The organism is Paenibacillus sp. cl130, from assembly GCF_900116035.1.
In the GTDB taxonomy this organism is placed as follows: domain Bacteria; phylum Bacillota; class Bacilli; order Paenibacillales; family Paenibacillaceae; genus Paenibacillus; species Paenibacillus polymyxa_B.
On sequence record NZ_FOYG01000005.1, the window covers coordinates 211,609 to 236,496 of the forward strand.

The following is a 24,888-nucleotide window of genomic DNA, read 5'->3' on the forward strand; positions in this document are numbered from 1 at the left end:
GAATCCTGCTAAGGATCAAGGTTTTTTGTTGTCTTCACAACTGCCGGGCTTGATGAAGAGCCAGATCACCTACCCAGGGAAGCTTGAGCCACTTGCCTTGTCCCGCGCGAATTAACAGGATGACCCACAATACAAGGCCTGCCAGCGTTAGCAGGGAAGCGAGCAGAGGACCGAGCAGCGGAATGAATCCAACAAGCACATGCCCGATCATGAGGGTGACAAACAGAAATATGGATTGCAGCGCGTGAAATAATACAAATCGACTTTTCTTTTCCAGCATGACAAAGGCCAGTGCGCCAATAAATGCGAACAGATAGCACAGGACAGCTGCTATATTTTCATCCAATCCCGTGGAAGACTTATAGACTGACATGTCAGGCAAATCCCCCTTTATAAGTTATCCGTACTATACAAGCTATGAGGACAGGAATTAAAGATATACCCGAAACGCCAGAAAAAGTTCAATCAGGGAATGTGTATAAAAACACGAAAAAGACTGAACGAAAAGGATTCGCTCAGTCATTCACAGGGTTATACACAGGTTTTGCACATGTTGTATGCATTTTATCCACTATACGCTACTACTTGTCCACAAAATAAGCATGGGTTATGCACAAATTGTGCACAAACTGTAGACAATATAGCGATTAAGCTCATTTTGCACACAGATTGTCCACAAAATATCAACAGATTGGTATTAACCGTGGATAAGTTGTCTTATTTAGCGATCTCCGCGTTGTAAACGACGGCGTGGATGTGTGATTTTACCCTTTTTATCCTCATCGTCCTCTTTGGGGATAAGTCGTTCATCAGTACGTCCTTCATGATGATTATCAAAGGCGTATTCGGTCATTTTCCACTCGGAAGTACCCAGAACAACATCAGCGGGAAAATGCTGACCTCTGTGCAAATGCTGCTCATGTCCATCCTCATCAATATAAACACCATCCACTTCTACCTTTTCTCCTGTTAGTGGGAGCAAATCCTTCCCTTTGTGTTCCATAGGTATCCCCTCCGTCTGACTTTATTCTTCGTTAATTTGTCCGGACGGAAGGTCTTTTATCCACAAGCTGATGCAAAATATCCTCGGCAATCTGGTCTGCGGGATGAGGTTTACGAAGCAGCTCAATCGCCTGCATCATCTCTTCGGCAAGAGAGGGGGTGGAAATCAGGTCGAGACAATGCTGAATCAGCTCCTCCGTAGTGCGAGCAATACGGGCAGCTCCTTTTTGCTGCAAATACAGAGCATTATTTAGCTCCTGACCGGGTACGGGCTTGAACACAAGAATAGGTAAACCGGATGCAATGCTTTCCGAGAGTGTGATGCCGCCGGGCTTCGTAATCACCAGATTGCTCGCACGCATAAGTGCTGGGACAAAGTCCACGAATCCATAGGTGTAAATGTTTGGGTGGTCTGCATACAGCGCATCCACTTCTGCTTTCAGTTGCTGGTTACGTCCGCAGACGATCAGTAGCCGCAACTGAGGAAGCTGGCTTAATTGCCGACAGATATCCAGTATGCCGGATAGCACACCATAGGCGCCAGCCATAATGAGTAGCGTAGTAGTCTCAGACTGTAGTGATGGAATTACCTGTTCCTGAACAGGAATTTCGTCGGCAGACATGTTATAAAAAGAAGCGTGAATCGGAATACCCGTAGCGATAATGCGTTCAATAGGTATTCCCCGCTGGGCGGCTTCCTGCTGGATATCCTCAGTGGCTACATAGTAGCGGTCAATATCGGGATGCAGCCAGCGCCCATGCAGATCGAAATCTGTAACCACGTTGACAATAGGCAAACTCATTCCCATTTTGCGGCGTAACGCCGGGAGCGCGAGCTGCGGGAACGTATGTATCACGAGATCCGGCAACTCCTTTTTCAGAGTGAGCGTAAGTTGACGCATTCCGAATGAATGCAATACATGGCCGAAGGCCGATTTAGCCTGCATACCGCGCGTGATGTTATAGACCCAGCCGTAAAGCTGAGGAATGGTTTTGAAGCTTTGCATATATACAAATTTGGTCAGACCGTTCAACCAGGGATGAGATTCAGCCATCAGGTCGAGAAGTTGTACCTCGCAGCGTCCGAGTCTTCGCAAACTGTCCATAATTGCCCGAGCGGCCTGCACATGGCCTTCCCCGTAACTGGCGTATAATATTAGAATTTTTGGTGCTGAGACTTCCATGATTGTTTAGCCCCCTATATTCAATAAGCACATGAAGCTCATATCAGGAACGTTCTAAGTTGAGGGAGGATACGGCTGGCAAAACGTAGCGCTCCAGCAGTGTTCGCGGATTTTTCCAACGGCTCACCTTGCTGTCTGCTGTAAATACCACGACTGCGTTCGCTTCTGGCACAAGATAAATTTGCTGTCCTCCATGTCCGTGCGCACACGCGTAGTTGATGCCGTGGAGTCGTCCTGTCCACCATTGGAATCCGTAATCTCCGAATTCTGGATAGCCTCAACCTGTCGCTGTGTCGCCTGATGCAGCCAATCGGCCGGAATCAATTCTTTTCCGTTCCAGCTGCCTTGATGAAGGCAGCAATCGCCGAATTTAGCCATGTCACGCGATGTCAGATATAGCCCGATGTGTCCCATGGTGTAGCCCTCTGGATCTTGTGCCCAACCACTTCTTCCAAAACCTAAGGGTTCGAACAGATGCTGGAGAGCGTACGTATAGGCGTCAATCCCACAGCATTGGGTCAGCAGCACGGACAACAGGTGAGAATCAACACTACGATATTGGAATACACCGAGTTGGTCCTCCTGTACAGGTAAACGTAGGGCAAAGGACGGCCAGCTTTTGCTGCGATGAAAACGGTGGATAAAAGCTTCTCCGAGCTTTTTGCCCGTCTGCCAATACAAGCCGGATGTCATGGTCAACAGATGGCGAATCGTAATCTGCTCTAGCAGTGTTTCCTTCCGCCTAGGTAAATACTCAGACAACAGCTTATGCACAGCCGTCTCTGGCCCGGGCATATCACCGCGAGCCATAGCTATGCCGATGAGCGTGGAAGTAAAGCTTTTGGTTGCGGATCGCAAATCGTTCAGAGAGCTTACTTCATGCCCATTATAATAGCGTTCCCAGATCAGTTTGCCGTGGCGCAGCAGCAGGAAGCTGTGCATTTTAGGAAACTTGGCTTGGATTTCACGGTCTGCCTGATCAAGTAGGGAGACATTGATGCCCTCCTCTTCACAAGTTCCTATGTTCAGGGCAGACATACGGGCAACAGGTGCAGTGAACAGCGGAGCATAGCGGCGCATCCTTTTCCCTCCTTGTTATGTTTATTTATTTTACCCCAAACACATACACTCCAAAAACCGATAAATAAGGTATACCTCCTGTGCAACAGCTGATTGAGTACCCCAAATGACATGATGCGTAAAAGATAGGTAAAATCAATGTAAATTTACTGGAAAGCTGAAAGCTGTATCTGAATATGTTATAATGGGGTAGTGATTCAGCCAAAAGAAAATCGGTTAATAATAGTGTCAGGTACATGCCTTGTATAAGGTGTTCCCGACCTAAGCTGCAATTAGACATACTACTTCACTGCATAAGGACATCAATACTTTTCGGCATTCTCTTCAACGGAGCACTTATTTTCAACGTTTTGGGAGGGAGTTACATGGCAACGAAAGGTCACAATGAAGTTAAGGAAAGTCTGCGGGAAATGACTCGAATTTTCCGGCCTAAGGATCCCAAAAAATTTGTAAAGGAATATGTGCGAAAATACCGGATTACAGGAGGGTATGAGGAAGAGTTGACCATGGTGGTGGAAAACGAACTCGGTCGCATAAATTCTTCAGTATCTTAAAGGGTTCGATTACCCGAAAAACTAGAAATACGACTTTTATAAACCGTCTATCCACAGAGGAGACGGTTTTTTTGTGTCCGCCGTGCATACAATGGGATAGGTTTAGTGAATTTGTATGCTCAAAGGAGGCGGATTCCAATAGAGATAGCGATACGAACACCGGAGGAAATCGGCTACATGAGGGAGGCCGGACGTATTTTGGCAGATTGCCATCGTGCGCTGGAAAGTCGTATTCTTCCGGGAATTACAACGCTTGAAATCGATGCTTGGGTGGAGCAGTTTTTAAGCAAGCGTGGAGCCACGCCTGAACAAAAGGGCTATAAAGGTTTCCCTTATGCCACCTGTGCTTCGGTCAACGAGGTGGTATGTCACGGTTTTCCCTCGGAGCGGGTGCTTCATGATGGGGATATTGTGACCATCGACATTGTGGTTAACAAAGATGGTTGGCTGGCTGACCGAGGATGGACTTATGCGGTAGGTAACATTAGCCGCCCGGTAGCACGACTGTTGCGGCAGACCCATAAGGCATTGGTACGGGGTATCGAGGTTGCCCGCCCGGGGAGGACGTTGGGGGATATCGGGCATGCTGTGGAAAAAACGGCAGGCTGGCGGCGGTTCGGCAACGTCAAGCCTCTGATCGGGCATGGCATTGGTCGCGAAATGCATGAGCCGCCAGAGGTTCTGCACTACGGTCGTCCCAAAACGGGATTACCACTGCGCGAAGGGATGGTGATTACCATTGAGCCGGTATTTACCCTCGGAACCGAGGGGGCCGTGCTCTGGGGGGACGATGGCTGGACCATCAGCACAGCAGATGGCAGTTGGGGGGCTCAATACGAGCACACGATTGCGATTACAAAGAACGGCCCTTATATTTTGACCTCATAAAAGAGAGTTGTGCCATAGGGAGTCAATGTGCGGGGCGTTTGCATAAGGCTCTCTAGGTAAGTTTTTTCAGGATGACACATTCATCGTGGTTGTAGAGATTTTTCGGTAAAGCAACAGATAAATACCCAGCTCGACAGGGGAGGAAACAGCCATCACAATTCCCGCCACTTTGCCGTCCAGTCCTGAAAAAAAGCAGATACACAGAATAAGCGCGAGAATCGCAAAGCTTACAGAAAACAGCCTGCCGATAAAGATAGGTTTGGTATTGCCGATCAATATCGAACGCCCAATAAAATATTCCACCCAAGGATAAAATGCGACATAGACAGCCAGTATGCGAAGCAATCCTCTGGTTTCTAGCAACAATTCTCCTTCCAATCCCAATACATTCCGTAACACAGGATCGCCAGCAAATCCGAAGGAAAGTAACAGTAGTAGCAGCGGCGACAGGATAGACAAAAAGCTCAAAAATATCAGCACTTCCCTGCGCTTGGACGTATAAAATTGAATCACAATTTGATGCAAAGAGCTGCAAAACCAGACCAATAGATTTAGGATTTGCAGTGCTACAGAAAAGGATGCCACGGCCAAAAGTGGATCAGTTGTATTGTTCAGCGCAGCTTGGATGGAAGGATTCAGGATAACCAGCACCAGCGCCGAATATAGCAAAGGAAGATAAAAAGGTAGAAGATGCTTCGCATGATGGATGGTTTGCTCCGCGTTGTCAGGAGGCAGCTTTCTTTTGAGAACCCGGCCTTCTAAAAAAGTAACGACCAGCTCTATGAGAATACCTGCAATAAAAATGGCGGCACCGACTCGTCCGTCATTCGTCCAGCCAGCACGGATCAAAAACCAGGAAGCAATTAGCATCACGATAATACGTATGGACGAGCTGAATGTCATCCATGCCGTTCGGTGCTTGTTAATAATAAGTCCCTGATATATGTTACGGACAGCTACCAATATGTATAGTAAAGTAAGAACCTGAAATACGTTCTTGGTGGGTTCGATCAATACTGGGGACACACCAAATACATATTGAAAGACCAGATTGCCTACGGGCGTCAACCCGATGCTCCAGCCTATGATCAATACAGCCACAGCGACGAACGTACATAAAATACCGATAGAATGAACGGACTTGCGATCATAACCGAATTTCGTGGTCATTTGCCGTACAGCGGTTAACGGAGTTTCCAACAGTAGGCACAGGCTGACGGCGACCGCATAGCTGCTTAATGTAAACGAAGGATGTTCCGAACGAGCAAGCACGGCATTGACGATGACATGCGTTAGTGCAGCAATTAATGACGAAATGCCAAGCGGCACATAAAATGAAACGATTTTATTCAAGTCGAATCCTCCAGTAATGAACGAGTAGTGTAGTGAACGGTTATCCTATCCAACTTCACTAAACAATGAATATTCTTATTATAGATCAAGATTTGGATCGTCGATATAATAGAGTGCATAATATTGGAAACTAGGAGTGGAACTTACATGAACATCAGGGAAGCAACGATATCAGATGCCGAGGGCATCGCCAAGGTGCACGTAGATTGCTGGAGGACGACGTACAAAGATATAATGCCTGCCCAGGTTCTGGAACAGCTTTCCTATGAGCAAAGAACAGAACTGTGGAATGCGAATCTATCCAGTGAAGACGGTCATCGGGTATATGTTGCTGAAAATGAGAAGGGGGAAATCATCGGATTTGTGAGTGGGGGTCCAGAAAAGTCAGGTGAATATCCCCCGTATGGGGGAGAAATAACGGCTATTTACGTTTTGAGTGAATACCATAGTTTAGGCTTGGGAAAGAGACTATTTTTACGTCTGCTTCAACATTTTAATAGTATGGATATTCACTCTGTAATCGTATGGGTGCTAGCAGATAATCCAGCATGTACTTTTTATGAAAAGCTGGGGGCCAAACTTATAGTAGAACAACATATTATAAGTTTGGGTGGCAAAAACCTGAACATGGTGGCTTACGGTTGGATACTATTCGGATAGAATACGCTTTTGTCCTTCCAAGGCACGAATTGGTGCAATATTTTGCGTAAATTCCAACGTTCCCAGATAGTGGCCCTCAGCATCACGGATGGCAAAATAACGGATGTAGACAAATTTGTCCTTGATTGGAATCCAAAAATCTTCAACATCCTTGCGGCCTGCTTTAAAATCTTCCAGTAGCTTCTCAACGACATGCACGCTTTGGGGCGGATGGCAATTCTGTACGGTACGACCAATGACGGCTTTCGTGCGCGCGAAGATTCGTTCCTTACCATGGGAAAAATAGCGAACAACATCATTTTCATCGATAAAAGTCAGGTCAACGGGTAGATGATTCAACAGCAATTCCAATTGTTGTACGGATATAATCCCCGTCTCGAATCTCACGAAGCCTTGCGGTGTTCCGGATGTGCCTTCCGTTTGCTCAAGGGCTTCTGCAGGTTCCTCTGCCCGTTCGGGTATCCATTCACGTTCGGGAGCGGTCAGGCAGAACCCGATTTCCTCGCTTTCCCGGGCTATTTTCAGCCACTCATCCTCTGTCAGCTTACTGAGTGCCATCGGTAGCAAAATATTTTCTTCCTTGAATATCATTTCATTCACTTCGCTCATGATATGGGCAAGTGCCTTCCCAATCTGTTCACGATCTCCGTTATATTCGGTGAGCAGACTCTTTGCCTCCTTAATCGCGGCACGAATGCTGTCGTCCACACCCCACATAACTTTAGTTGGACCAAAAATCCCATAGCGTTCTAGATAAGGAAAGACCAGATTTTCTTTGCGGCTATAGTGCTTGTCGAGATCGAGCAGCAGACTTAAATCTTCCAGTAACTTGTAGATGATTTTGGGGCTGTCGTCCTTTTGAAATTGGTCCGCGTGCAATGACAACTTGAAGTTGACCAATTGTTCGATCTCTCGATTTTCCAGCTTGAAGGTATGAACGGGATGTCCCGGTTGTTCTTCTGGTCCTGAAGGACGGTGGATATCCTCAATGGAACCCTTGAATATCGATGTATGCACGGAACAAAGACGCTGCACTTCCGATACGGGAATTCCCTCCTCAGTCATCAATGCATGCTCCATAGCCGAAATTTCGGCTACGCTTACTCCGCCAACAGCCTCTGCGAAACGCGCTTTGACTTCCTCCACGCTTTTCCCGGCATGTAATTCTTTTATAATTTCCTTTAGCGTTTGTTGGCGTTCAGTTAATTCCTGTGCTGTATGTTCACGGTTGTTAATTAGCTCGCTCATGATCGTTAGCTCCTTTATTTTTGAATGGTAAAACCATGTTGCAAAAACGTGCGTTCCACGGTTTCCATAGCTACTTTTTTTAATGCAATACCTTTGGACAGTGTCATAAAACGACCTGCGGTTTGTAACATGCCAGGCTTGGCGATATCGTGAAAACCCAGCTCTACCATAATGTCCTTCACTTCGGGGTGACGGTTAACAAGGTTAAATATCGGCTCATCCCAGTGCAGTAGCTTATCCATTTGTTCATCCCCTTGATTGAGAACGTTTATCATTTACAGAGTAGCATAGGTCCTGGCGAGCTTTTGTGATTGTACGCACAATTTACATTCAGGTGTTGACAGTTGTAATTCATGGTTTATATACTGTGTATAAGGATATATACAGTAATAACACTGGTTACTGTAATAACAACTTCGTATGAAGAGAGAATGAGGTCGTCATTACAGGCAGTGCAGAAGGGATCAGGATAAGAAAATGACAATCATCAAGCAGGCATGGAAGATTACCCGGCACGATTTTCGCAACAATCCATATGTCATGCTGTGGACATTGCTGTTTATTGCGTATTTGGGATTTACCATGAGTTTTGCTGTAAGTGTGCATTGGGATGAACGTGGAAACTTGAGTCCAGTAGCCGATTTTATCATGCTGGTGTTGATTCCGTTTCTCGGATTCATTTATAACCGTCGTGCATTTAAATATCTTCAGGAAGATTCCTATACGCATATGCTAGCCTTTTTCCGCACCTTGCCTATACCGATGAATGCGGTGATTATGAGTCGAATTCAACAGGCACTTTTGGCGTTTGTTGTGAATAGTGTGATATTTTTCACTCACTTGTTTACTTTGTCAGCTACGTTTCGGGTATATGCCAGTACAGGTTTCTTTGTATCGTTTGCACTTACCTGGATAGGCTACGGAATGCTGATTCAAGCCATTTATATTCATTTAGAATTTCTTAAAAAAGGAAAATCCTACTTTTGGATATCCATTGTCATCATGCTTATTTGTGGGATAGTTACGATTATAGTTCGAGTATGTGGGGCCAATCTGGTATCGATAACGGCATTTTATAGCAAGGAATGGCAGCTGTTGTCTCCGGTAATGTGGGGAGCGCTGCTGGCAGGAGTTCTGGGTATGTGCGTGTCCTATAGGGTGACACAGCGTAGGCTTATGAAACGGGACTTAACTTAGCGGTATGTGTACAAAGATAGATAAAAAGGGGGGAGAAGCAGGTGAATATACCAGTGCAAATTGATGAGAATAGCGCGGAACCACTGTATGCGCAGATTGAAAAGCAACTTCGTTCACTCATCGTAACCGGACAGATTGCAGCGGGAACGCTGCTTCCCTCCATTCGGGAGTTTGCAGGGACGCTCCGCTGCAGCGTCATCACTGTCCGGCGGGTCTATCAGGATTTGGAGAACGAGGGCTTGCTTCGTACCCGGCAGGGGACGGGCACCTTCGTAGCTCTGGTTGAGGACGATAAGCGCTCAGGTTACCGCCTTAAAGCAGTGACCGAGGCGTTGGAAACGGCGATTGACACAGGCATCGCTGTGCAGATGACAGAACAGGAATTGTGGGAGCTTTTCGCAGAAATGGTGAAGAGAAGGTATGAAGTCCAAGTGAAGGAGTGACGCCCGTGAAGAACGATGTAAATCATCATGTGGAAGTTCCTATGGGGATACAGATAAAAACACCCATTATTGAGATGAGCGAGGTCTATAAAACCCGGGGTAACCGGGAAATTGGACCGATTAATCTAACCATTGAACCGGGATATGTAGTCGCTTTGGCTGGACATAACGGATCGGGCAAAAGTACATTGATTCACCTGCTGACTCAGCTTATCCACCCGGATTCCGGTGAAATCCGTTGGTTCGGTCAAGCATATCCAGACGGCATGCCAGCAGATACACGACAATGGGTTGGGTATGTGTCAGAGCAGCCGACGCATGAGGAAGATCGACTCACAGCAGAAGCAGCAGCGGCTTTTCGAGCCTTGTGGTATCCCGGCTGGGATGAAACACGTTTTCAGCGTCTGATGGAACGATTTCAGGTTCCTCAGCATACGAAATTATCGCGTATGTCCAAGGGAGAGCGCCGTAAGTTTGAGCTGGCTGCAGCCTTGGCGCCTCACCCCCGTTTGTTGCTGCTGGATGAGCCTTCGTCGGGTTTAGACCCTTTTGCCTGGAAAATCATGCTGGAAGAACTGCGGGATTGTATGGAGAACGGCAAAACGACGGTCATTATTGCTACTCATATTATAGACGAGATTAAGCGTTTGGCGGATTATATTGTTCTGATGCATGATGGCAGGCTGCTCGGCAAGCTGGAAAAAGACCATTTGCTCGAAAATAGCAAGGAAATGTGGTTTGAAGGCACGCCAGAGGAGGCATCGGAGCTTCCGGGAGTGGTAGAGACGGAGAGCGAAGGCGGATTGCAACGAATTGTAACGTTGGCAGCCGGAGAGACCAGCGCCATATTGGAACAAGCGGGCATTCGCCCCATCCGTGTGCGGCGTTTGGAACTGGATGATATTTTAGTACATTGGTCTGCGGGACAACTATCAGAAGATGTGGAGATATATACGCAGAAAAAAGGAGCGGAGTAATCATGAGCATGCTGCAATTGAAAGAGGTCGTGAAGCAATATGGGAACCACACGGCGGTGAACGGAATTTCGCTGAATGTGAACGGCGGGGAGATTTACGGACTACTGGGAGGCAATGGAGCAGGCAAAACGACAACGATGCGCATGGTGCTCGGCCTGATTTACCCTGATGGAGGAAACATTCAATATGAGGGCAAGCCCTACAGCAAGGAGCTCCAACGGACGATGGGTTATTTGCCTGAGGAGCGAGGGTTGTACCCCAAGGTGAAGGTGAGCGAGCAAATTAACTATTTGGGCAGGCTGCGCGGCATGTCGGCCAAGGAGGCGGACAAAAGTCTACGCTACTGGCTGGAGCGCTTTGGGGTGCCGGAATATTACGACAAGCGGATTGAGGAGCTATCCAAGGGGAATCAGCAGAAAATGGGTTTTATTGCTGCTGTAGTGCATCGCCCGACGCTGCTTATTTTGGATGAGGCCTTCAGTGGGCTTGATCCGGTGAACGTTGAATTGCTTAAGGATACGGTGAAAGAGCTGCGGGATGATGGGGCTGCGATTTTATTCTCGACCCACCGCATGGAGCATGTGGAGGAACTATGCCGCCATATTACGATTTTGCATCGCTCAAATACAGTTGTGCAGGGAAGTGTGCAGGAGATTAAGGGCCGTTACCCACGTGAAAAGGTTCGTCTCATTACTACAGGTGAAGTGAACGGACTGGAGCAGCTGCCCGGCGTGCGCCGTGCAGAGCCTATGGATCGCGGCTGGATGCTGCATATTGAGCAGCCGGATGCGGCGAAGTTGATTTTACAAACGGCGTTGGAGCAAACGGATGTGGAGCATTTTGAGATCAAGGAACCTACGCTGAACGAGATTTTCATAAGAGAGGTGGGTGATTCCCATGAATAGACTGGGTACGGTGATCGGCTTTACGTTTCGTCAGAAGGCGAGAACCAAATCTTTTATCATTACAACGCTGGTACTGGCCTTGCTCATTACAATTGGTATGAATCTGCCGTATATGATTTCTTTGTTTAAAGGAGATGGGGCAGGAGGTTCGGGCACAACGGCAGCCGAGCATCATCGCTTGGGACTGATTGCTGGGAGCCGGATAGAAGTGGCGAATCAGCTGGAGCAATTTACAAAGAAGCAATCCAACCCGGCAGCCATCTGGGTGCGTTATGACAACGTACAAACGCCGGCCATGCAGCAAGCCTTGAAAAACGGGGAGCTGCAAGGTTACGTGCAGTTCACGGAGCCTGACGCCAAGGGAGACACGTTTCCTAAAGTGGAGTACGTCTCTGTAGAAAAAGAGCCATCTCCTGCTGTAATTACATTGTTGCAGACGGGACTTCAGGAAGCTAAGGTCAAAGCCATTATGGGCGGCAATGCATTGACCAGCGATCAAATTCGTGAAATTAGCACACCTGTAATGGTGGATAGCAGGGAAGTAGACGGTCCATCTGAGGCAGGAGGAGCTGTGGGGACAGAGGAAAAAGAAACCTCTATGATTAACTATGGTTTGGTCTATGTACTGATGATTTTATTCTTCACCTCCTCCATGATGACGGGGAATATGATTGCTGCAGAGGTGACATCGGAAAAAAGCTCACGTATCATGGAGATTCTTATCACAAGCGTTTCACCGCTGACCCAGATGTTCGGAAAAATTATCGGCATCTTCCTGGTCGGTCTACTGCAAATTGCTGTTTTTGCAGCCGTTGTATGTGCCAACCTTATGCTGCCGCATAATAATGTCATTCTTAGCTCAGCCGGGCTGGATCTGTCGCAACTGAATATCGCGGTGTTGGGTTATGGTCTGGTATTCTACATCCTCGGCTACTTTCTGTACGCAGTATTGTTCGCTGCGGTGGGCTCCATCGTTAGCCGTACCGAGGAGTTGGGACAGGCGATCATGCCGATTACCGTGCTGTCACTAGCAGCCTTTTATATCGGTATCTTCAATATCGCCGCACCTGATACGATTTTCGTAAAAGTGGCCGGGTACATCCCATTTTTCTCGCCAACCGTCATGCTGCTGCGGATTGGTCTGGAGCGGGCGAGCCTGCTGGAAATCTGGCTGTCCCTTGGTATTCTGGTCGCCTCCATTTTGTTGTTCGGTTGGCTGGCTGCCAAGATCTACCGTACGGGTGTCTTAATGTATGGTAAACGTCCTTCATTCAAAGAGTTAAGAAAAGCTATGAAGGCTTACAAGATTTAAGAAGCTGTTGTCGATGTGTGATGTGTGGTGTCATAATTAATGAGAATTTTTTTCATAATTAGTGAGAAATGTAATTAATAAATGAAATTTTATTTAATATATGTTTTGGACAGAGTGGGGGCCTTGACTCATCAGAAGTACCGATGGATCAAGGCATTTCTACTTTAAATGGTGATGATTAATAATTTGGAGTGAACGAAATTGTAAAAGGAGAAAATTAGTGGTGTTTCTAAACAGAAGCATCAATTGGGTGAACTTCTTTCCAAGATAGCTGCCGATGATACCTTAGTTGTGACTAGAATGGAAGGTCTTGATCGAAATACTGACAGTTGTTGCAGCTGGTTGAACAACTTCGTGAAAGAAACATACATTTTATTATCTAAAACTTAGGAATTGATACAAGAACACCTACTGGTAAATTCTTTTTAACTGTTATGGCAGTATTCAGTGAGCTAGATCGAGAAATGATTAAAGAAAAGCAACGTTCGGGGATAAAATTGGCTAAGCAAAAGGGAAAATATCGAGGAAGGGTAAAAAAAATACAGATAAACACCCAGGAATGAACCATGCAATTGAATTACGAAAAACAACAGATAAAACTGTAAAGGAAATTTGTACTATTACAGGGGTTAGTCAGGCAGCGTTTTAAAGGAAATAGAGGAAAAAGGGGTATAATAACTGGGGATTATTTTATATGTGGCCTCTCAATCCCCGAATCGTTTCCGTACCCCTCTTAGGAACTAACTACAGGTATTGAACGAATATATTTCATATCCAGTTATCTCCTTACCATTGTTAAATATTATTTTACTATCCAAAGGAATAATATAAATGGGTATGTTGGAAAGCTGATTAACTAACCAGCCAATGACCGATCTTTCTGAAAAATCCCTTCAGTTTCACTCAGTACTAGTTTCCTTTTGCTGTATTAATATTGTTTGACATGAATCCTTTTGTAATCACAGTCGCTAATAAAAAAATAAAACAAATATTTATATTAAATATAATAACTAATTTACTAAATAATGCTACACCAATACTCATACCGATAAAATTGCATAAATTATAAACACCAATACTTATTTTCTTGGATTCTTTCAGTTCCAAATCTAATAAATTATTTAAAGCAACTTGTACAACAGAAAAGGCAATGAAGCAACAAACACTTGTTAAAATGTATACTATGCCTATTTTTGAGTTAAAAATACTAATTAAATAACCTATGAAAAAAATATATAATCCTATTCTATAGAATTTTTTCACATTTTTATTAGTCATATTCTTCCCAATCCCTATACTTGCAAACCCTCCTATTAAAGCACTTATAAAAAATAGGATTCCAGACTGTATGGGATTAAAAGTATAAGAAAAAATATAAGAGAGAAGAAAAACATTTGCTCCTAGCAAAAAAAATAACAAAAAACTAAGACTAGTTATTCTAACAAAAATTGTATTATTAAATATTTTTTTATCAATAATTGGGTAAGAAACGGTATTGATATGGCGAATGAATACTAGGGAAAATAAACTACAAAAAACAATAAAAAGAAAATTAATGTTCAAGGCACATAATAAAAAGAGAATACATAATAATAAATAAAACGTCCCTAACCAATCAAATGGAGTCTTATTTTCTACCTTATTTTCTGGAAAAGTAAAATATAAAATTGGTATAAAAATTATTGCACAACTCATAAATAAAAATAACATGTGCCAATCCGTTATGGATAGAATAATACCACTCAGTAAAGGTCCTAAACCTGATCCTAAAGCCATAGCAAAGCTTATAAAAGCAAGACCTATCGGTAATAATGCTCGATCAAGTACATCTATAATTGCAACCATTGTCAGTGAAATAAAGGCTGCCCCTCCGACTCCTTGTGCCATTCTAGATAATACAAGTAAATAAAAATGATCCATAAAAAAGCCCAAGATAGAGAAAAGAACAAAGATAACTAAAGCAAATAGATATAGTTTTTTTAATTGAATGCTTTCAGCAAGCTTACTGTATATTATTGAACCTACTGTAACCATAATTGAATACCCTAAGATAAACCAACTGCTAAAAGATATAGAAATATTTAAGTCTTTAGCAATTGGTACGAGAGCTAAATTAAAAAAGAAACTATTCATTACTCCGAGTAATACAGTACTTAGTAAACAAAACAATATAATCTTATTCTTCAAAGACAAACCCTCCGTTTAACTATTCCATAAAAATAAGACCTTCTTTCCTTTTGTTATAGTTCTAATAGAAATATAATTGAATTGCGGTCAGGATAATCATATTTAATTGGCAAATCTTCTTTATCAATCTCTTTAAATCCAGCCTTTTTATAGAAACCGTGTGACCTAGTGGCTTTAGATGGGGTATCTAAAATTATCTTAGAAAAACCTTGTTTCTTAGCAAAATCAAGCAGTGCTTCATAAAGCTTTTTTCCTGTCCCAAATTCTTTACCACGGTAGTCTTTATAAACAAAAAATTTCTTTAATACAGCAACCTCCTTATTTTTCTTTTGCAAACCAATTGAACCTACGACCTCTCCGTTATCATTTAACGCTATCCAAAAATTACCGCCATCATTTATATAATTTGAATGAATGTCCAGAATGTCCGGTTGTTCTTTAAGACTAATACCCACTTCATATTCGACATTCTGTACATGCAATATTAATTTAATGACTTCTTCTTTATAACTATCATCGTAAACCGTAATCATTTATTAACTCCTCCAACCGTGTTTATTAAAAGAATGCTATTATATATACCTTTTATTAAGATTTCGCTGCTTTTGCTGCTCCCCAAAGTGCACCTGGATTAGCTCTATTTGGATAGAGTTCTAACATCTTATGGTAGAGCTCCTGTGCTGTTTCCGTTATTTCATTCAATCGGTTAAAATCTCGGATGTAATTTTGTGTCTCGGCGATAATTTTGGGATTATCTTCATTTTCGGGTTTCTTATGTCCAGCAACCACTGCACGTGGTTTTAGTACCTCAAGTTTGTCGAGCACAGCTATCCACTCAATTCGAGTTTCGTTAGTGGTTTCAGCCAAGTAAAGATGAATGTCGTTATAAGTTGCATCCCCTGAAACGATTAAATCAATTGATGGGACGTGTAGAGACGTTGTATCTCCAGTATCAGTAAACCCAGTATTCACCACGATAAGTTTTTGTCCTTCTAGCTCGAACTCACTTCCTTCAAGTTCCTGAGCGACGACTAGATCCTCAGGTATCTCACCAGGAAAGAGTTTATGCCAGAAAGATTCAAGAGATATTTGTTCTTGCATGGCTTTGACAGCACCTGGAGTTGCTATCGCTCTTGCATCAGGGAAACGATCTAAAAGCATCTTTATACCAAAGAAATGATCACCATGACCATGAGTGATATAGATTGTGGTTAAGTTTTTACCACTTTTGACAACCCAATCTACCAATGCTTGATTTTCTTTAATAGTAAGAAATGTATCAATGAGGACTGCGTCTTGTTCACCATAGATAAGCGTGACCGTATTTGCCACCCACTTCAGCAATTCTTGTCCTTCTGGTAAATCTCTACTGAGACCTTGACGCTTTGACACTAACACATCCCAGTTTAGGGGATTTTTTTTGATTTTAACTTCCGTCATGTCATTTCTCCTCCCTGACTATTTAGCGTTGTAAATACCTTAATTAAAAGGTACGTCCAGAATGGTTTTCACATAATATCCTTCTGTTTTCAAATTTCCTTAAGATTAACCCGGAACTAATTGTTAGTAAAATTGAAATTCGAGAAGTTATCCATTGATTTTTTTGATACTATAGAAGTGAGATTAAATTGAAAGTTGGTGAACTGATGGAAATACGTCATTTTATTACATTTAAAAAAGTTATTCAATTTGGTAGCTTTACACAAGCAGCAGAACATTTAGGTTACACTCAATCCACGGTCACTTCTCATATTCAAGCACTTGAAGAACATTTGGGTGCACCTCTATTTGATCGGATGGGTCGAAAGGTAAGATTGACTGATATAGGCAAGAAATTATTGCACTATACTCAAGAAATTTTGGATACTTACGGGAAAATCGAAAGCATTGTAAATGATGGTGATGAAATAAGAGGCGAGTTAAGGATTGCTGCTCCTGAATCTTTAACGGTTTATCGACTTGAACCTATATTAAGAGAATATAGAAATAAGTTTCCCCATGTAAGCATCATTCTAAGTAACGCTACTTGCGGAGATAACAAGAGAGCAATACTTAATGGTAGTGCAGATATTGCATTTCTTATGATGCCAACGTTTCAGGATTCAGATTTAATCGTACATTCTTTATTGGACGAGCCTATTGTCCTTGTTGGAAGTCATGACAACCCGCTGAATGTTTTAGATCAAAGCTATGAAAACCAAAAGTTAAACGAGTGTTTGATCACGAATGAGAAAGAATGCAGTTATCGAACCATGTTTGAAGAATATCTTCGAGAAAGAGGAATCTTACTTTCCAACACGATGGAACTTTGGAGTATTGAGGCGATAAAACGTTGCGTAATGAGTGGGCTGGGTATTGCTTGTTTACCATTAATAACTGTAAATAATGAAATCAAGGATGGAAGGTTAAAGGTTATTCCTTGCAAAGGTGATCTTAAACAGATCTCAGCCCAAGTTGTTTATCATAAAAACAAGTGGATTTCCCCCGCTCTATCAAAGTTTATCGATATTACATTGAAACACACAAGAGACTGGTCACGAGAGGAAATTATTTGTTAAGGCAACCGGAGGCCTTAGTTACATTTTCTCCTCCATAATAGCAGCTTAAAGCATGAAAAATAGGCAAATGATTCAGACTCAAGCGACCCTCATTTTGAAATCTTAATACCTATAGCTAAACCATAAACGGTTTTTCTTGAAACGGGCGCTGTAATGGAGTAACGAAAAAAGTCTTATTTCCCAGCATTTATTGAAAAATCAGGCTTTTAATATGAGGATTTCCTTAACGTTGTAATTCCGCATTTTCCTGACGTTACCCCGTAAAGAAATATTAGAAAAGGTAAAGACGGGCACACAACTTTATTGTATACCGCACAGGGGGAAATAATTGTAGTTGACTCGCTAGTACACAACTTTATTGTTCGAAGAAAGTGGTGTCATATTAAATAAGAAAATTTTTAGATTAAACGAGAAAATTATCATAATTGATGTTCGAAGAAAATAAAGTTGTAGACTGGAGTTGCTGATTTTACGCGATTGTCCATTTCAAAGGTCGTCAGCTTTTGAGAAATATGTTTTTCGACTGATCCGACAAATGCAACAGCGGCAGATAAGGAAGCGAAAATAAAATCCTAGACTGGCCGCTGTTGTGGTCAACATTCAACATCGTGTCCCGTTAGCCAAATAACACTGCAGTTTGTAAGAGAGCGTCCAGCCGCCCTGGGTCTATGTTCTGCAGCGACGCCCCAATCTCATGCATGTGGCGCCTTGCTTCCTCCAGCTTGGCGACAAGCTGCTTCTTGCTCTCTGGCTGAGGAGGCGTATATTGTAGGTCGGGGTAGTACCAGCGAAGCTGTCACAGCCCGTAAAGTAAACCAGTGAAAAGTCCGGTTTTTGTTGGTATCGTAACCATAGTTCTGCTGTGCACTCGTTATTCTGGTTCAACGTGGTTTCCAAGGCGCAAATTGAATTACTTTCATCATATGAGAGGGCTCAAGAAAAAAGATTATTCGAAGTTTATATCTTTAATGCTTTATTTTCCAGTGAATCAGGATTATTAACAATTTTAGTGCGAGGTAATGACCCGTCTGTACTTCTGAAAAAACTGTTAGCGAGGGTGCACCTTCAGTGATTCCGACCTGGATCAGTTCTGGTTACCTGACTTGCGGAAACAGAATCTTTTTCAACACAACATAGGTATGCTCGTTTTGCTTAATGTTGTGTTATGGCGACTTTTGTTGTTATCAAAAAATCCCTTTGGCCACAAGCAAATGAATTTCATCACTTTGTAGTTCAAGGGGGACAGCGTATGGTTCGTCTAGTTTATCTATTCATTCGATTGGCAACCCTCTATATCTCCAAAGCGTAGGCAAGCGCTTGAGCTTGGGTCATCTCTTTCCCTTTGTTCCACCATCTATACCATTCCTGTTCCTGCAAACCCTGCTGAATGGCGCTTACACTCTTACGATGTTCGTCAGGAAAATTGGGTATGCTACCCTCATCATAGGCTTGACGACCTTTCTCGGCTGCTCCAAGAAGGATCGCTGCATCGGTCAGCGCTCCCTGAGCGCATAAGGTAATCCCTAACCCCTCAATTCCTCGGGAGAGAACCCAGGACCCTCGATATATTTGGCTTGCGGCAATGCATTTCTTGAAATATTCGATTGATTGATCCAGCTTCCCGAGTTTCAAAGCGGTATACCCAAGACATTCATAGGGACCGGACACTTCCCACTGATCCTGTACCGTTTCAAAGAGATGTACACTTTCTCTCAGCAATACGGAAGCATCATTGTATCGGTGCTGTTCCAGCCGTATTTTGCCGTATGCATGCAGAGAAGAGGCAAGATTCCATGAGTCATGAGCGCTTCTCGCCAAGTCTGCACTCTGCTGTACAACCGTTTCCGCTTCCTCGATACAATTCTGCTTAATGTGGAGAAAAGCGAGCAAACGCAGGGATGAGGCTAACAGGGAAATCTCTTGTTGTTCACGGGCAATTTCCACACTTCGTGTCGCTGCTTCCATAGCTGTTTTTGTATGGCCCTGTATAAATTGAATAATACTCAATCCATGCCACGCTTTGGCTGAATCCGTACGAAAGGCATGGCTTTCTTCTTCCGTGTACAGAAATCTCTCCAACCAAAACAACCCATCTTTCAACCTGCCTTCGTGAAGCCAGAACCAATACAGATGCGCCGCCATATGAAGACCACTAGGACGGACCTGAACACTTGAATAAGACCATTGAAGTGCAGAACGCAGATTGGCATATTCCCGTCTTACCGCCTCGATGCAGGACTCACGTTCAATGCTCCGAAATTGGGATTCAGCCTGTAGAAGGTACTTCATGTAATACCTCACATGACACTCATAGAGAGCATCTCGCTTGCGATCATCGGATTCTTCACGGAACTTGTCACTCGCATATTCCTTGATGGCCTCCAGCAGAAAATAGCGAATGGAGCCATAGTGCGAGCTGATTTGTGTGGAGACTAGAGACTTGTTAACTAGGCTCGACAAGAGATCAACCACGTCTACCACAGTTATGCGGTCTTCCCGATCGGGTATGTCTGGTTCACAGATGCAGATTCCTTCCACCGCCTCCAGTGTGAAACCTCCTTCGAATACACTAAGCCGTCTTAATAAAAGACGTTCCCTGCCCGTAAGTAGATTATAGCTCCAGTCAATTGTTGAACGTAACGTTTGGTGCCGGGGCGTGGCTGTTCGTTTGCCTACGGTCAGCAGGGTCAGCTGATTCGTCAGACGTTCTTCAATCTGTTCCAGGGTCAGCATATTCATTCGTGCCACAGCAAGCTCAATCGCTAACGGGATGCCCCCAATTTTCTTGCATATCGAAGCAATCCGTTTCAGATGGGGAAGGGAGACCGCAAAATGGGGAGCCTGAATGCTGGCTCGTTCCAGGAACAGTTGTACGGATTCATAGTTTATCAATTCCGTTTCGGAAAGTTCATCCAGTGTGACTTCATCCACGGGAAAAGAAAGCGGAGGGATTCGGTAAACATACTCTTCTGCAATGTTAAGTGGCTCTCGACTGGTCGCCAAAATGGATAACTCTGGTGCCTCTGCCAGAAGAGACTCGGCCACCGTGGCGATGACATCAATGAGATGCTCACAATTATCGAAAATAAATAGCATATTACGGTTGATTGCCGTTTCCAGTACAACTTGTACATCGGGCTGGCTCCCTTGGTTTGACAGCCCCAGCGTGGATAAAAGAAACGGACCCACGTCATGCGCTTCACTGATTGCACCAAATTCAAACATCCAGATGCCTTGCGGAAAACGTTCCGTAAGCGTCGAAGCCAGTTCGACAGCAAGGGACGTTTTGCCGATTCCACCAGATCCAATGATGGAAACTAGCGCGTGGTGAGTTAACTGCTCCGCCAAGGCATCTCTGGATTGATGTCGTCCAACAAAGGTGGATGGCATCTTCCGTAATCGGGCTGGTGCCGTGACCGCGGTACCTCGCTTTTCTTTGCCTGTCTCCGGCTGTATAGCTTTGGTTGTCATCAGCGTATCAAACCAGGCCTTATCAAAATCCTCAAACTCGCGTCTCGTGGCTGAACGCGCTTCCGATAAACGCTTTACAGCCATCCAAAGCTGTTCAGCTTCCTGGCGAGGATCTCCCTTCAGAAACAACCCTTCTTCCCAAAAAACCTGAATAATCTGCTTGAGGTTTCCGATGCTGGGTAGACGATCTCCACTTTCCCATTGCTGTACCGTCCTTGGATCAACACCAACCCGCTTCGCCAGATCCACTTGCCGCATCTTTTTTGACGTCTCTCGTCTGGAAGGTCTCGTACGAATTTTTTTGATCCATTCATGGGGCCAATCTTTTGCGTATTTACTGTCATCCATTCAATCACCTGAATTTCATAGTTTGAGCAACTTGAACACACGAACAAACACGAACTTATGTACATTCGTGCTCTGGATTGTAGCAGATAAAATAATCCATATCAACATAAACAAAACAAGGAGGTAACACTGATGCCTTTAACTCGCATTGTTACACTGAAGGGTCGTCCGAGTAAAGAGAAAACGCAGATCGGGGAAGTTGTCTTGCAAACTGTCGTGGATAAACTGCATGTACCTGCAAACGATCGGTTTTTGATTATTGAAGAACTGGATCGCGAAAATTTGAGTTTTGATCCAACGTGTCTCGACATTGAAAGAAGTGATGGATTTCTTATCATTCAAATCACTTTGAACATCGGTCGTTCTGATGAAGTGAAAAAAGATTTTTACGCGGCACTTGCCGAGCAGTTGCATCAGAAGATTGGTATTCGTAAAGAGGATGTATTCATCAATCTTATTGAGGTTACGAAAGAAAACTGGTCGTATGGCAATGGTCTTGGTCCATTCCTCGCCTAACTCATTACCCATCATAAATTTCGTTTATATAAGAAAGGAAGTCATAACCATGTCAACATTATTATATATTACTGCTCACCCTGGTAACCCGGAAGCATCCTACAGCCTTGCTGCCGGCGAACAATTTGTACAAGCTTATCGCGAAAGCCACCCACAGGATGAGGTTATTCATGTGGATCTGTATCGACGCAACATTCCGTACATTGATGCTGACGTATTGGAAGCGTGGGGCAAGCTGCAAACGGGCGGTACGTTCAATCAACTGACAGTGGAACAGCAGCAAAAAGTAACTCAGTTAAATGAACTCCTGGAGGAGTTCGTGACCGCAGACAAATATGTGTTCGTGACACCGATGTGGAATTTCTCATATCCTCCGGTGATGAAAGCATACATTGATTCCTTCTGTGTCAGAGCTAAAACATTCAAATACACCGAAAACGGCCCGGTCGGCCTGCTCAAAAACAAAAAAGCGTTCCACATCCAAGCTAGTGGCGGCGTGTACTCCGCAGGTCCTGTCGCTGATCGGGAGAACGGCAGCCGTCACCTGAAAACCGTACTGAATTTTGTGGGAATTACTGACGTGGATCATCTATACATCGAGGGTATATCTTCAGCAGGAGAGCGTGCGCCTCAGATCAAAGCCGAAGCCATTGGACAAGCACGTACAGCAGCGCAAAACTTCTAAGCAATGATGAAGCATGTATCGTAAAACATGTTTGCATACATCTCCGGCTCACGTTTGTCATTCAAAATCTGTTCGGTACGTCTCCGCAGCTATTCAGCATACTGTTTGCCCTGAACGGACTGGGACTAATCATTGCAGGTCAGATTACAGGGCGAGTGTCAGTGAGCATTAGCGGGCAAACTCTGTTTATAAGCGGAATTACGCTGGCAACTGTGAGCGGTTTAATCTTATTCATTGTGCTGATCAGTGGTGGGGGATTGTATGCCGTTTGCATACCTCTATTTTTCACCGTTTCCAGCGTCGTATCGTAACCACAACCGGTTTCTCCCTTGCGATGCAAAACTATGTACAAGCGGCACCTTTGACCGGCCTCGGTGGGGGTAAATCGGCCATACCCATGGTCCTAATTATTGTGTTATCTAACATGGTTGCAGTTGCGTGTTATATGATCTTCACCCGCAGAAAACCCGGCAACAATCAATGAATTCAAGGAGGAAGCATAATGAAGGTAACCTATCATGGACATTCTGTTGTAAAAATTGAGACCCTCGGGAAAATCATTCTGATCGATCCGTTTATTACAGGGAACGCCAATACGGACCTGGATGTATCCACGGTAAAGACGGATGTGATTCTGTTAACCCATGGGCACGGCGATCATGTGGGAGATACCGTAGAGATTGCCAAACGTAACAACGCGCTGGTTATTGCTTCGGCAGAACTGGCGGACCTGCTCGGATGGGAAGGCGTACGTACACATGCAATGAGCATCGGAGGAGCGTATACATTTGACTTTGGGAAAGTAAAATTGACACAAGCTTTTCATAGTTCAAGTTATGTATACAAAGAAACAAAAACAATTATTTATACGGGGATGCCCACGGGAATACTGTTTACCGCCGAAGGCAAAACGCTGTTTCATGCCGGGGACACAGGCCTGTTTTACGATATGAAGGTGATTGGAGAACGCAATGCAATTGACCTGGCTTTTCTACCCATCGGGGACAATCACACTATGGGTCCAGAAGACGCCGCAGTGGCTACAGAATGGCTTCAGGCCAAACAGGTTGTACCGATCCATTTCGACACGTTTCCGTTCATTAAGCAAGACCCCCATTTCTTTGTTTCGTTACTGCCGACCGGGGTAGGGGTAGTTCTTGAAGCTGGTGAGGGAATTGAACTTTAACGCTGATCATTTTGACTTTATCACGAAATAATCGGCCGAAAACAAGAAAACAAAGAAGTCCATCTTATACGATTATCAAGAGATATTTTTGAATAGCCCAGTAAGGTAGGGGGGGGATTTCAATTATCCGCTCTTTCGAACAGATTGAAGACGCGTTGCGTCATAGCACACAGCAGGATGAATATATATTGGATGGTACGCTGGTGATTGAGGAGTATATAGACGACGGGGAAGAATACAGCGTTGAGGTGCTGACGACTAATGGAAGGCACGAAGTGCTTGCAATCACAACCAAAGAGGTGGTAATGCCTTATTTCATAGAGGCTGGTCACCTGTTACCCGCACCTTTGAAAATGGAAGATCGAGAGGCTATTCAAGAAACGGTATGCAGTTTACTCACTTCCATTGGACATCTTGAAGGCCTCTCACATACAGAAATCAAGCTGCGGCGAGGCATACCGTACATTATCGAGTCTCACACACGATACGGTGGCAATCAAATTTGGGATATGGTTCGGCTAACCACAGGCGTCAACATGCAGCGTGCTACCGTGTGTCATTTGCTCGACATTCCTTATGTGAAAGAGAAGGTGAAATATCCGTTCTGCTGCATAAAATTGTTGCAGCCACAAGTGGAAGGAAAGGTCGTCATTATGAGCGTCAATGGAGTAAACGAGGCGGAGCATATGGATGGAATCCATCGAATCCAGTTTAGATGTAGGAGAACACTCGGAGCTCGTCCCGGCGACTAGCAACAAAAACTATATAGGATATTTTTTGGGAGGGGGGAGTACCCCCGAAGAAGCAGCGGCATCGGTAGAGCATGCGCTTTCATTAATCCGAATTGAAACAGCCTCCATCCAGCAGGTTCAATCTATCTGAGCACAACTTGCACGAGACTGTTCATTTGTATCGGGTCTGCCCAAGGGCAGACTCTTTTTTTGTACAAGAAAAAGTCCATCTTATAATCGTCAGCTTGGTTTTTTTTGTGAAAATATGGTCCAAAGGTCCTTTGTTCTGAACCAATTAATAAAAATATATAAAAAAGATAGAGAATTCCTTATCAAAGATATTGGATTTTGGTACTCAATTTTATTGTTTATCGCACAAATTTTAGTTGACTCGCTAGTACAC

24 protein-coding genes and 2 pseudogenes are annotated in these 24,888 nt (G+C 44.1%); 15 read left to right on the forward strand and 11 right to left on the reverse strand.

The window, feature by feature from the left end:
* Window positions 1–34 precede the first annotated feature (34 nt).
* The 4 genes and pseudogenes from BM358_RS15655 to BM358_RS15670 form a co-directional block, all read right to left on the reverse strand.
* Window positions 35–373: a DUF4870 domain-containing protein gene (locus BM358_RS15655; RefSeq protein ID WP_023986829.1), complete on the reverse strand. Its 339-nt coding sequence runs from the start codon at window positions 371–373 to the stop codon at window positions 35–37.
* Between the two features lie 348 nt (window positions 374–721).
* Complete coding sequence (locus BM358_RS15660) at window positions 722–1,003, reverse strand: hypothetical protein (RefSeq protein WP_023986830.1); 282 nt, start codon at window positions 1,001–1,003, stop codon at window positions 722–724.
* Between the two features lie 31 nt (window positions 1,004–1,034).
* Window positions 1,035–2,186 (reverse strand): MGDG synthase family glycosyltransferase, encoded by a 1,152-nt coding sequence (locus tag BM358_RS15665; protein WP_028541123.1) that lies wholly within the window; start codon window positions 2,184–2,186, stop codon window positions 1,035–1,037.
* 43 nt (window positions 2,187–2,229) lie between these two features.
* Window positions 2,230–3,266 (reverse strand): annotated as a pseudogene (locus tag BM358_RS15670) (serine hydrolase domain-containing protein).
* Window positions 3,267–3,631: 365 nt separating this feature from the next.
* Here BM358_RS15670 and BM358_RS15675 point away from each other — a divergent pair.
* Window positions 3,632–3,820, forward strand: coding sequence for a hypothetical protein (locus BM358_RS15675; protein ID WP_007428354.1), 189 nt, complete (start codon window positions 3,632–3,634; stop codon window positions 3,818–3,820).
* A gap of 105 nt (window positions 3,821–3,925) precedes the next feature.
* Complete coding sequence (map, locus tag BM358_RS15680; protein WP_081365928.1) at window positions 3,926–4,708, forward strand: type I methionyl aminopeptidase; 783 nt, start codon at window positions 3,926–3,928, stop codon at window positions 4,706–4,708.
* Window positions 4,709–4,774: 66 nt separating this feature from the next.
* On the opposite strand, the gene BM358_RS15685 is transcribed toward map, so the two are convergent.
* Window positions 4,775–6,061, reverse strand: coding sequence for a hypothetical protein (locus BM358_RS15685; protein WP_028541121.1), 1,287 nt, complete (start codon window positions 6,059–6,061; stop codon window positions 4,775–4,777).
* 147 nt (window positions 6,062–6,208) lie between these two features.
* On the opposite strand from BM358_RS15685, the gene BM358_RS15690 reads away from it, so the two are divergent.
* Window positions 6,209–6,721 (forward strand): GNAT family N-acetyltransferase, encoded by a 513-nt coding sequence (locus BM358_RS15690; RefSeq protein ID WP_028541120.1) that lies wholly within the window; start codon window positions 6,209–6,211, stop codon window positions 6,719–6,721.
* On the opposite strand, the gene BM358_RS15695 is transcribed toward BM358_RS15690, so the two are convergent.
* Together BM358_RS15695 and BM358_RS15700 are read right to left on the reverse strand one after the other, a co-directional pair.
* The gene (locus tag BM358_RS15695; RefSeq protein ID WP_028541119.1) at window positions 6,710–7,969 is read right to left on the reverse strand and encodes a DUF438 domain-containing protein; all 1,260 of its coding nucleotides are present in this window, start codon (window positions 7,967–7,969) and stop codon (window positions 6,710–6,712) included. The genes BM358_RS15690 and BM358_RS15695 overlap by 12 nt on opposite strands.
* Before the next feature lie 14 nt (window positions 7,970–7,983).
* Window positions 7,984–8,211 (reverse strand): DUF1858 domain-containing protein, encoded by a 228-nt coding sequence (locus tag BM358_RS15700; protein ID WP_028541118.1) that lies wholly within the window; start codon window positions 8,209–8,211, stop codon window positions 7,984–7,986.
* 235 nt (window positions 8,212–8,446) lie between these two features.
* Here BM358_RS15700 and BM358_RS15705 point away from each other — a divergent pair, with 235 nt between their 5' ends.
* From BM358_RS15705 to BM358_RS27195, 6 genes and pseudogenes are all read left to right on the forward strand, one after another.
* A complete protein-coding gene (locus tag BM358_RS15705; protein ID WP_028541117.1) occupies window positions 8,447–9,166 on the forward strand; it encodes a hypothetical protein in 720 nt (239 codons plus the stop codon).
* A 41-nt stretch (window positions 9,167–9,207) separates the two neighbouring features.
* A complete protein-coding gene (locus BM358_RS15710; protein WP_023986839.1) occupies window positions 9,208–9,609 on the forward strand; it encodes a GntR family transcriptional regulator in 402 nt (133 codons plus the stop codon).
* Window positions 9,610–9,650: 41 nt separating this feature from the next.
* On the forward strand, window positions 9,651–10,586 hold the full coding sequence (locus tag BM358_RS15715) for an ATP-binding cassette domain-containing protein (protein WP_049828385.1): 936 nt from the start codon (window positions 9,651–9,653) through the stop codon (window positions 10,584–10,586).
* Window positions 10,587–10,588: 2 nt separating this feature from the next.
* A complete protein-coding gene (locus BM358_RS15720) occupies window positions 10,589–11,491 on the forward strand; it encodes an ABC transporter ATP-binding protein (protein ID WP_023986841.1) in 903 nt (300 codons plus the stop codon).
* Window positions 11,484–12,803 carry an ABC transporter permease gene (locus BM358_RS15725; RefSeq protein ID WP_023986842.1) on the forward strand — a complete coding sequence of 440 codons (1,320 nt, stop codon included), beginning with the start codon at window positions 11,484–11,486 and terminating at the stop codon, window positions 12,801–12,803. The genes BM358_RS15720 and BM358_RS15725 overlap by 8 nt, the downstream gene beginning before the upstream one ends.
* 185 nt (window positions 12,804–12,988) lie before the next feature.
* Window positions 12,989–13,452 (forward strand): annotated as a pseudogene (locus BM358_RS27195) (recombinase family protein); the annotation flags it as partial.
* Window positions 13,453–13,712: 260 nt separating this feature from the next.
* Here BM358_RS27195 and BM358_RS15735 read toward each other — a convergent pair.
* Genes BM358_RS15735 through BM358_RS15745 form a run of 3 tightly spaced genes read right to left on the reverse strand, consistent with a single transcriptional unit; the run spans window position 13,713 to window position 16,430 of the window.
* On the reverse strand, window positions 13,713–14,990 hold the full coding sequence (locus BM358_RS15735) for an MFS transporter (RefSeq protein WP_028541115.1): 1,278 nt from the start codon (window positions 14,988–14,990) through the stop codon (window positions 13,713–13,715).
* Window positions 14,991–15,043: 53 nt separating this feature from the next.
* Entirely contained in the window at window positions 15,044–15,523 is a 480-nt protein-coding gene (locus tag BM358_RS15740; RefSeq protein ID WP_028541114.1) for a GNAT family N-acetyltransferase, read from the reverse strand.
* Window positions 15,524–15,578: 55 nt separating this feature from the next.
* Window positions 15,579–16,430: an MBL fold metallo-hydrolase gene (locus BM358_RS15745; protein ID WP_028541113.1), complete on the reverse strand. Its 852-nt coding sequence runs from the start codon at window positions 16,428–16,430 to the stop codon at window positions 15,579–15,581.
* Between the two features lie 188 nt (window positions 16,431–16,618).
* Between BM358_RS15745 and BM358_RS15750 the strand changes: the two genes are divergently transcribed.
* The gene (locus BM358_RS15750) at window positions 16,619–17,548 is read left to right on the forward strand and encodes a LysR family transcriptional regulator (RefSeq protein WP_231517152.1); all 930 of its coding nucleotides are present in this window, start codon (window positions 16,619–16,621) and stop codon (window positions 17,546–17,548) included.
* 1,290 nt (window positions 17,549–18,838) lie between these two features.
* On the opposite strand, the gene BM358_RS15755 is transcribed toward BM358_RS15750, so the two are convergent.
* Window positions 18,839–21,367, reverse strand: coding sequence for a helix-turn-helix domain-containing protein (locus tag BM358_RS15755; RefSeq protein ID WP_028541111.1), 2,529 nt, complete (start codon window positions 21,365–21,367; stop codon window positions 18,839–18,841).
* 132 nt (window positions 21,368–21,499) lie between these two features.
* On the opposite strand from BM358_RS15755, the gene BM358_RS15760 reads away from it, so the two are divergent.
* The 5 genes from BM358_RS15760 (at window position 21,500) to BM358_RS27200 (ending at window position 24,636) form a co-directional block, all read left to right on the forward strand.
* Complete coding sequence (locus tag BM358_RS15760) at window positions 21,500–21,883, forward strand: tautomerase family protein (protein WP_023986848.1); 384 nt, start codon at window positions 21,500–21,502, stop codon at window positions 21,881–21,883.
* A 49-nt stretch (window positions 21,884–21,932) separates the two neighbouring features.
* Entirely contained in the window at window positions 21,933–22,568 is a 636-nt protein-coding gene (locus BM358_RS15765) for an FMN-dependent NADH-azoreductase (protein WP_023986849.1), read from the forward strand.
* A gap of 502 nt (window positions 22,569–23,070) precedes the next feature.
* The gene (locus BM358_RS15775) at window positions 23,071–23,754 is read left to right on the forward strand and encodes a metal-dependent hydrolase (RefSeq protein ID WP_028541110.1); all 684 of its coding nucleotides are present in this window, start codon (window positions 23,071–23,073) and stop codon (window positions 23,752–23,754) included.
* A 143-nt stretch (window positions 23,755–23,897) separates the two neighbouring features.
* Window positions 23,898–24,506: an ATP-grasp domain-containing protein gene (locus BM358_RS15780; protein ID WP_256253374.1), complete on the forward strand. Its 609-nt coding sequence runs from the start codon at window positions 23,898–23,900 to the stop codon at window positions 24,504–24,506.
* Window positions 24,445–24,636, forward strand: coding sequence for a hypothetical protein (locus BM358_RS27200; protein ID WP_053324559.1), 192 nt, complete (start codon window positions 24,445–24,447; stop codon window positions 24,634–24,636). The genes BM358_RS15780 and BM358_RS27200 overlap by 62 nt, the downstream gene beginning before the upstream one ends.
* Window positions 24,637–24,888: the final 252 nt, after the last annotated feature.

Bases quoted from the DNA above. Each gene is read 5' to 3' on its own strand.
- BM358_RS15655 (WP_023986829.1), bottom strand. From the start codon at position 373: ATGTCAGTCTATAAGTCTTCCACGGGATTGGATGAAAATATAGCAGCT.
- BM358_RS15660 (WP_023986830.1), bottom strand. From the start codon at position 1,003: ATGGAACACAAAGGGAAGGATTTGCTCCCACTAACAGGAGAAAAGGTA.
- BM358_RS15665 (WP_028541123.1), bottom strand. From the start codon at position 2,186: ATGGAAGTCTCAGCACCAAAAATTCTAATATTATACGCCAGTTACGGG.
- BM358_RS15675 (WP_007428354.1), top strand. From the start codon at position 3,632: ATGGCAACGAAAGGTCACAATGAAGTTAAGGAAAGTCTGCGGGAAATG.
- BM358_RS15690 (WP_028541120.1), top strand. From the start codon at position 6,209: ATGAACATCAGGGAAGCAACGATATCAGATGCCGAGGGCATCGCCAAG.
- BM358_RS15695 (WP_028541119.1), bottom strand. From the start codon at position 7,969: ATGAGCGAGCTAATTAACAACCGTGAACATACAGCACAGGAATTAACT.
- BM358_RS15700 (WP_028541118.1), bottom strand. From the start codon at position 8,211: ATGGATAAGCTACTGCACTGGGATGAGCCGATATTTAACCTTGTTAAC.
- BM358_RS15705 (WP_028541117.1), top strand. From the start codon at position 8,447: ATGACAATCATCAAGCAGGCATGGAAGATTACCCGGCACGATTTTCGC.
- BM358_RS15715 (WP_049828385.1), top strand. From the start codon at position 9,651: ATGGGGATACAGATAAAAACACCCATTATTGAGATGAGCGAGGTCTAT.
- BM358_RS15720 (WP_023986841.1), top strand. From the start codon at position 10,589: ATGAGCATGCTGCAATTGAAAGAGGTCGTGAAGCAATATGGGAACCAC.
- BM358_RS15725 (WP_023986842.1), top strand. From the start codon at position 11,484: ATGAATAGACTGGGTACGGTGATCGGCTTTACGTTTCGTCAGAAGGCG.
- BM358_RS15740 (WP_028541114.1), bottom strand. From the start codon at position 15,523: ATGATTACGGTTTACGATGATAGTTATAAAGAAGAAGTCATTAAATTA.
- BM358_RS15745 (WP_028541113.1), bottom strand. From the start codon at position 16,430: ATGACGGAAGTTAAAATCAAAAAAAATCCCCTAAACTGGGATGTGTTA.
- BM358_RS15755 (WP_028541111.1), bottom strand. From the start codon at position 21,367: ATGGATGACAGTAAATACGCAAAAGATTGGCCCCATGAATGGATCAAA.
- BM358_RS15760 (WP_023986848.1), top strand. From the start codon at position 21,500: ATGCCTTTAACTCGCATTGTTACACTGAAGGGTCGTCCGAGTAAAGAG.
- BM358_RS15765 (WP_023986849.1), top strand. From the start codon at position 21,933: ATGTCAACATTATTATATATTACTGCTCACCCTGGTAACCCGGAAGCA.
- BM358_RS15775 (WP_028541110.1), top strand. From the start codon at position 23,071: ATGAAGGTAACCTATCATGGACATTCTGTTGTAAAAATTGAGACCCTC.
- BM358_RS27200 (WP_053324559.1), top strand. From the start codon at position 24,445: ATGGAATCCATCGAATCCAGTTTAGATGTAGGAGAACACTCGGAGCTC.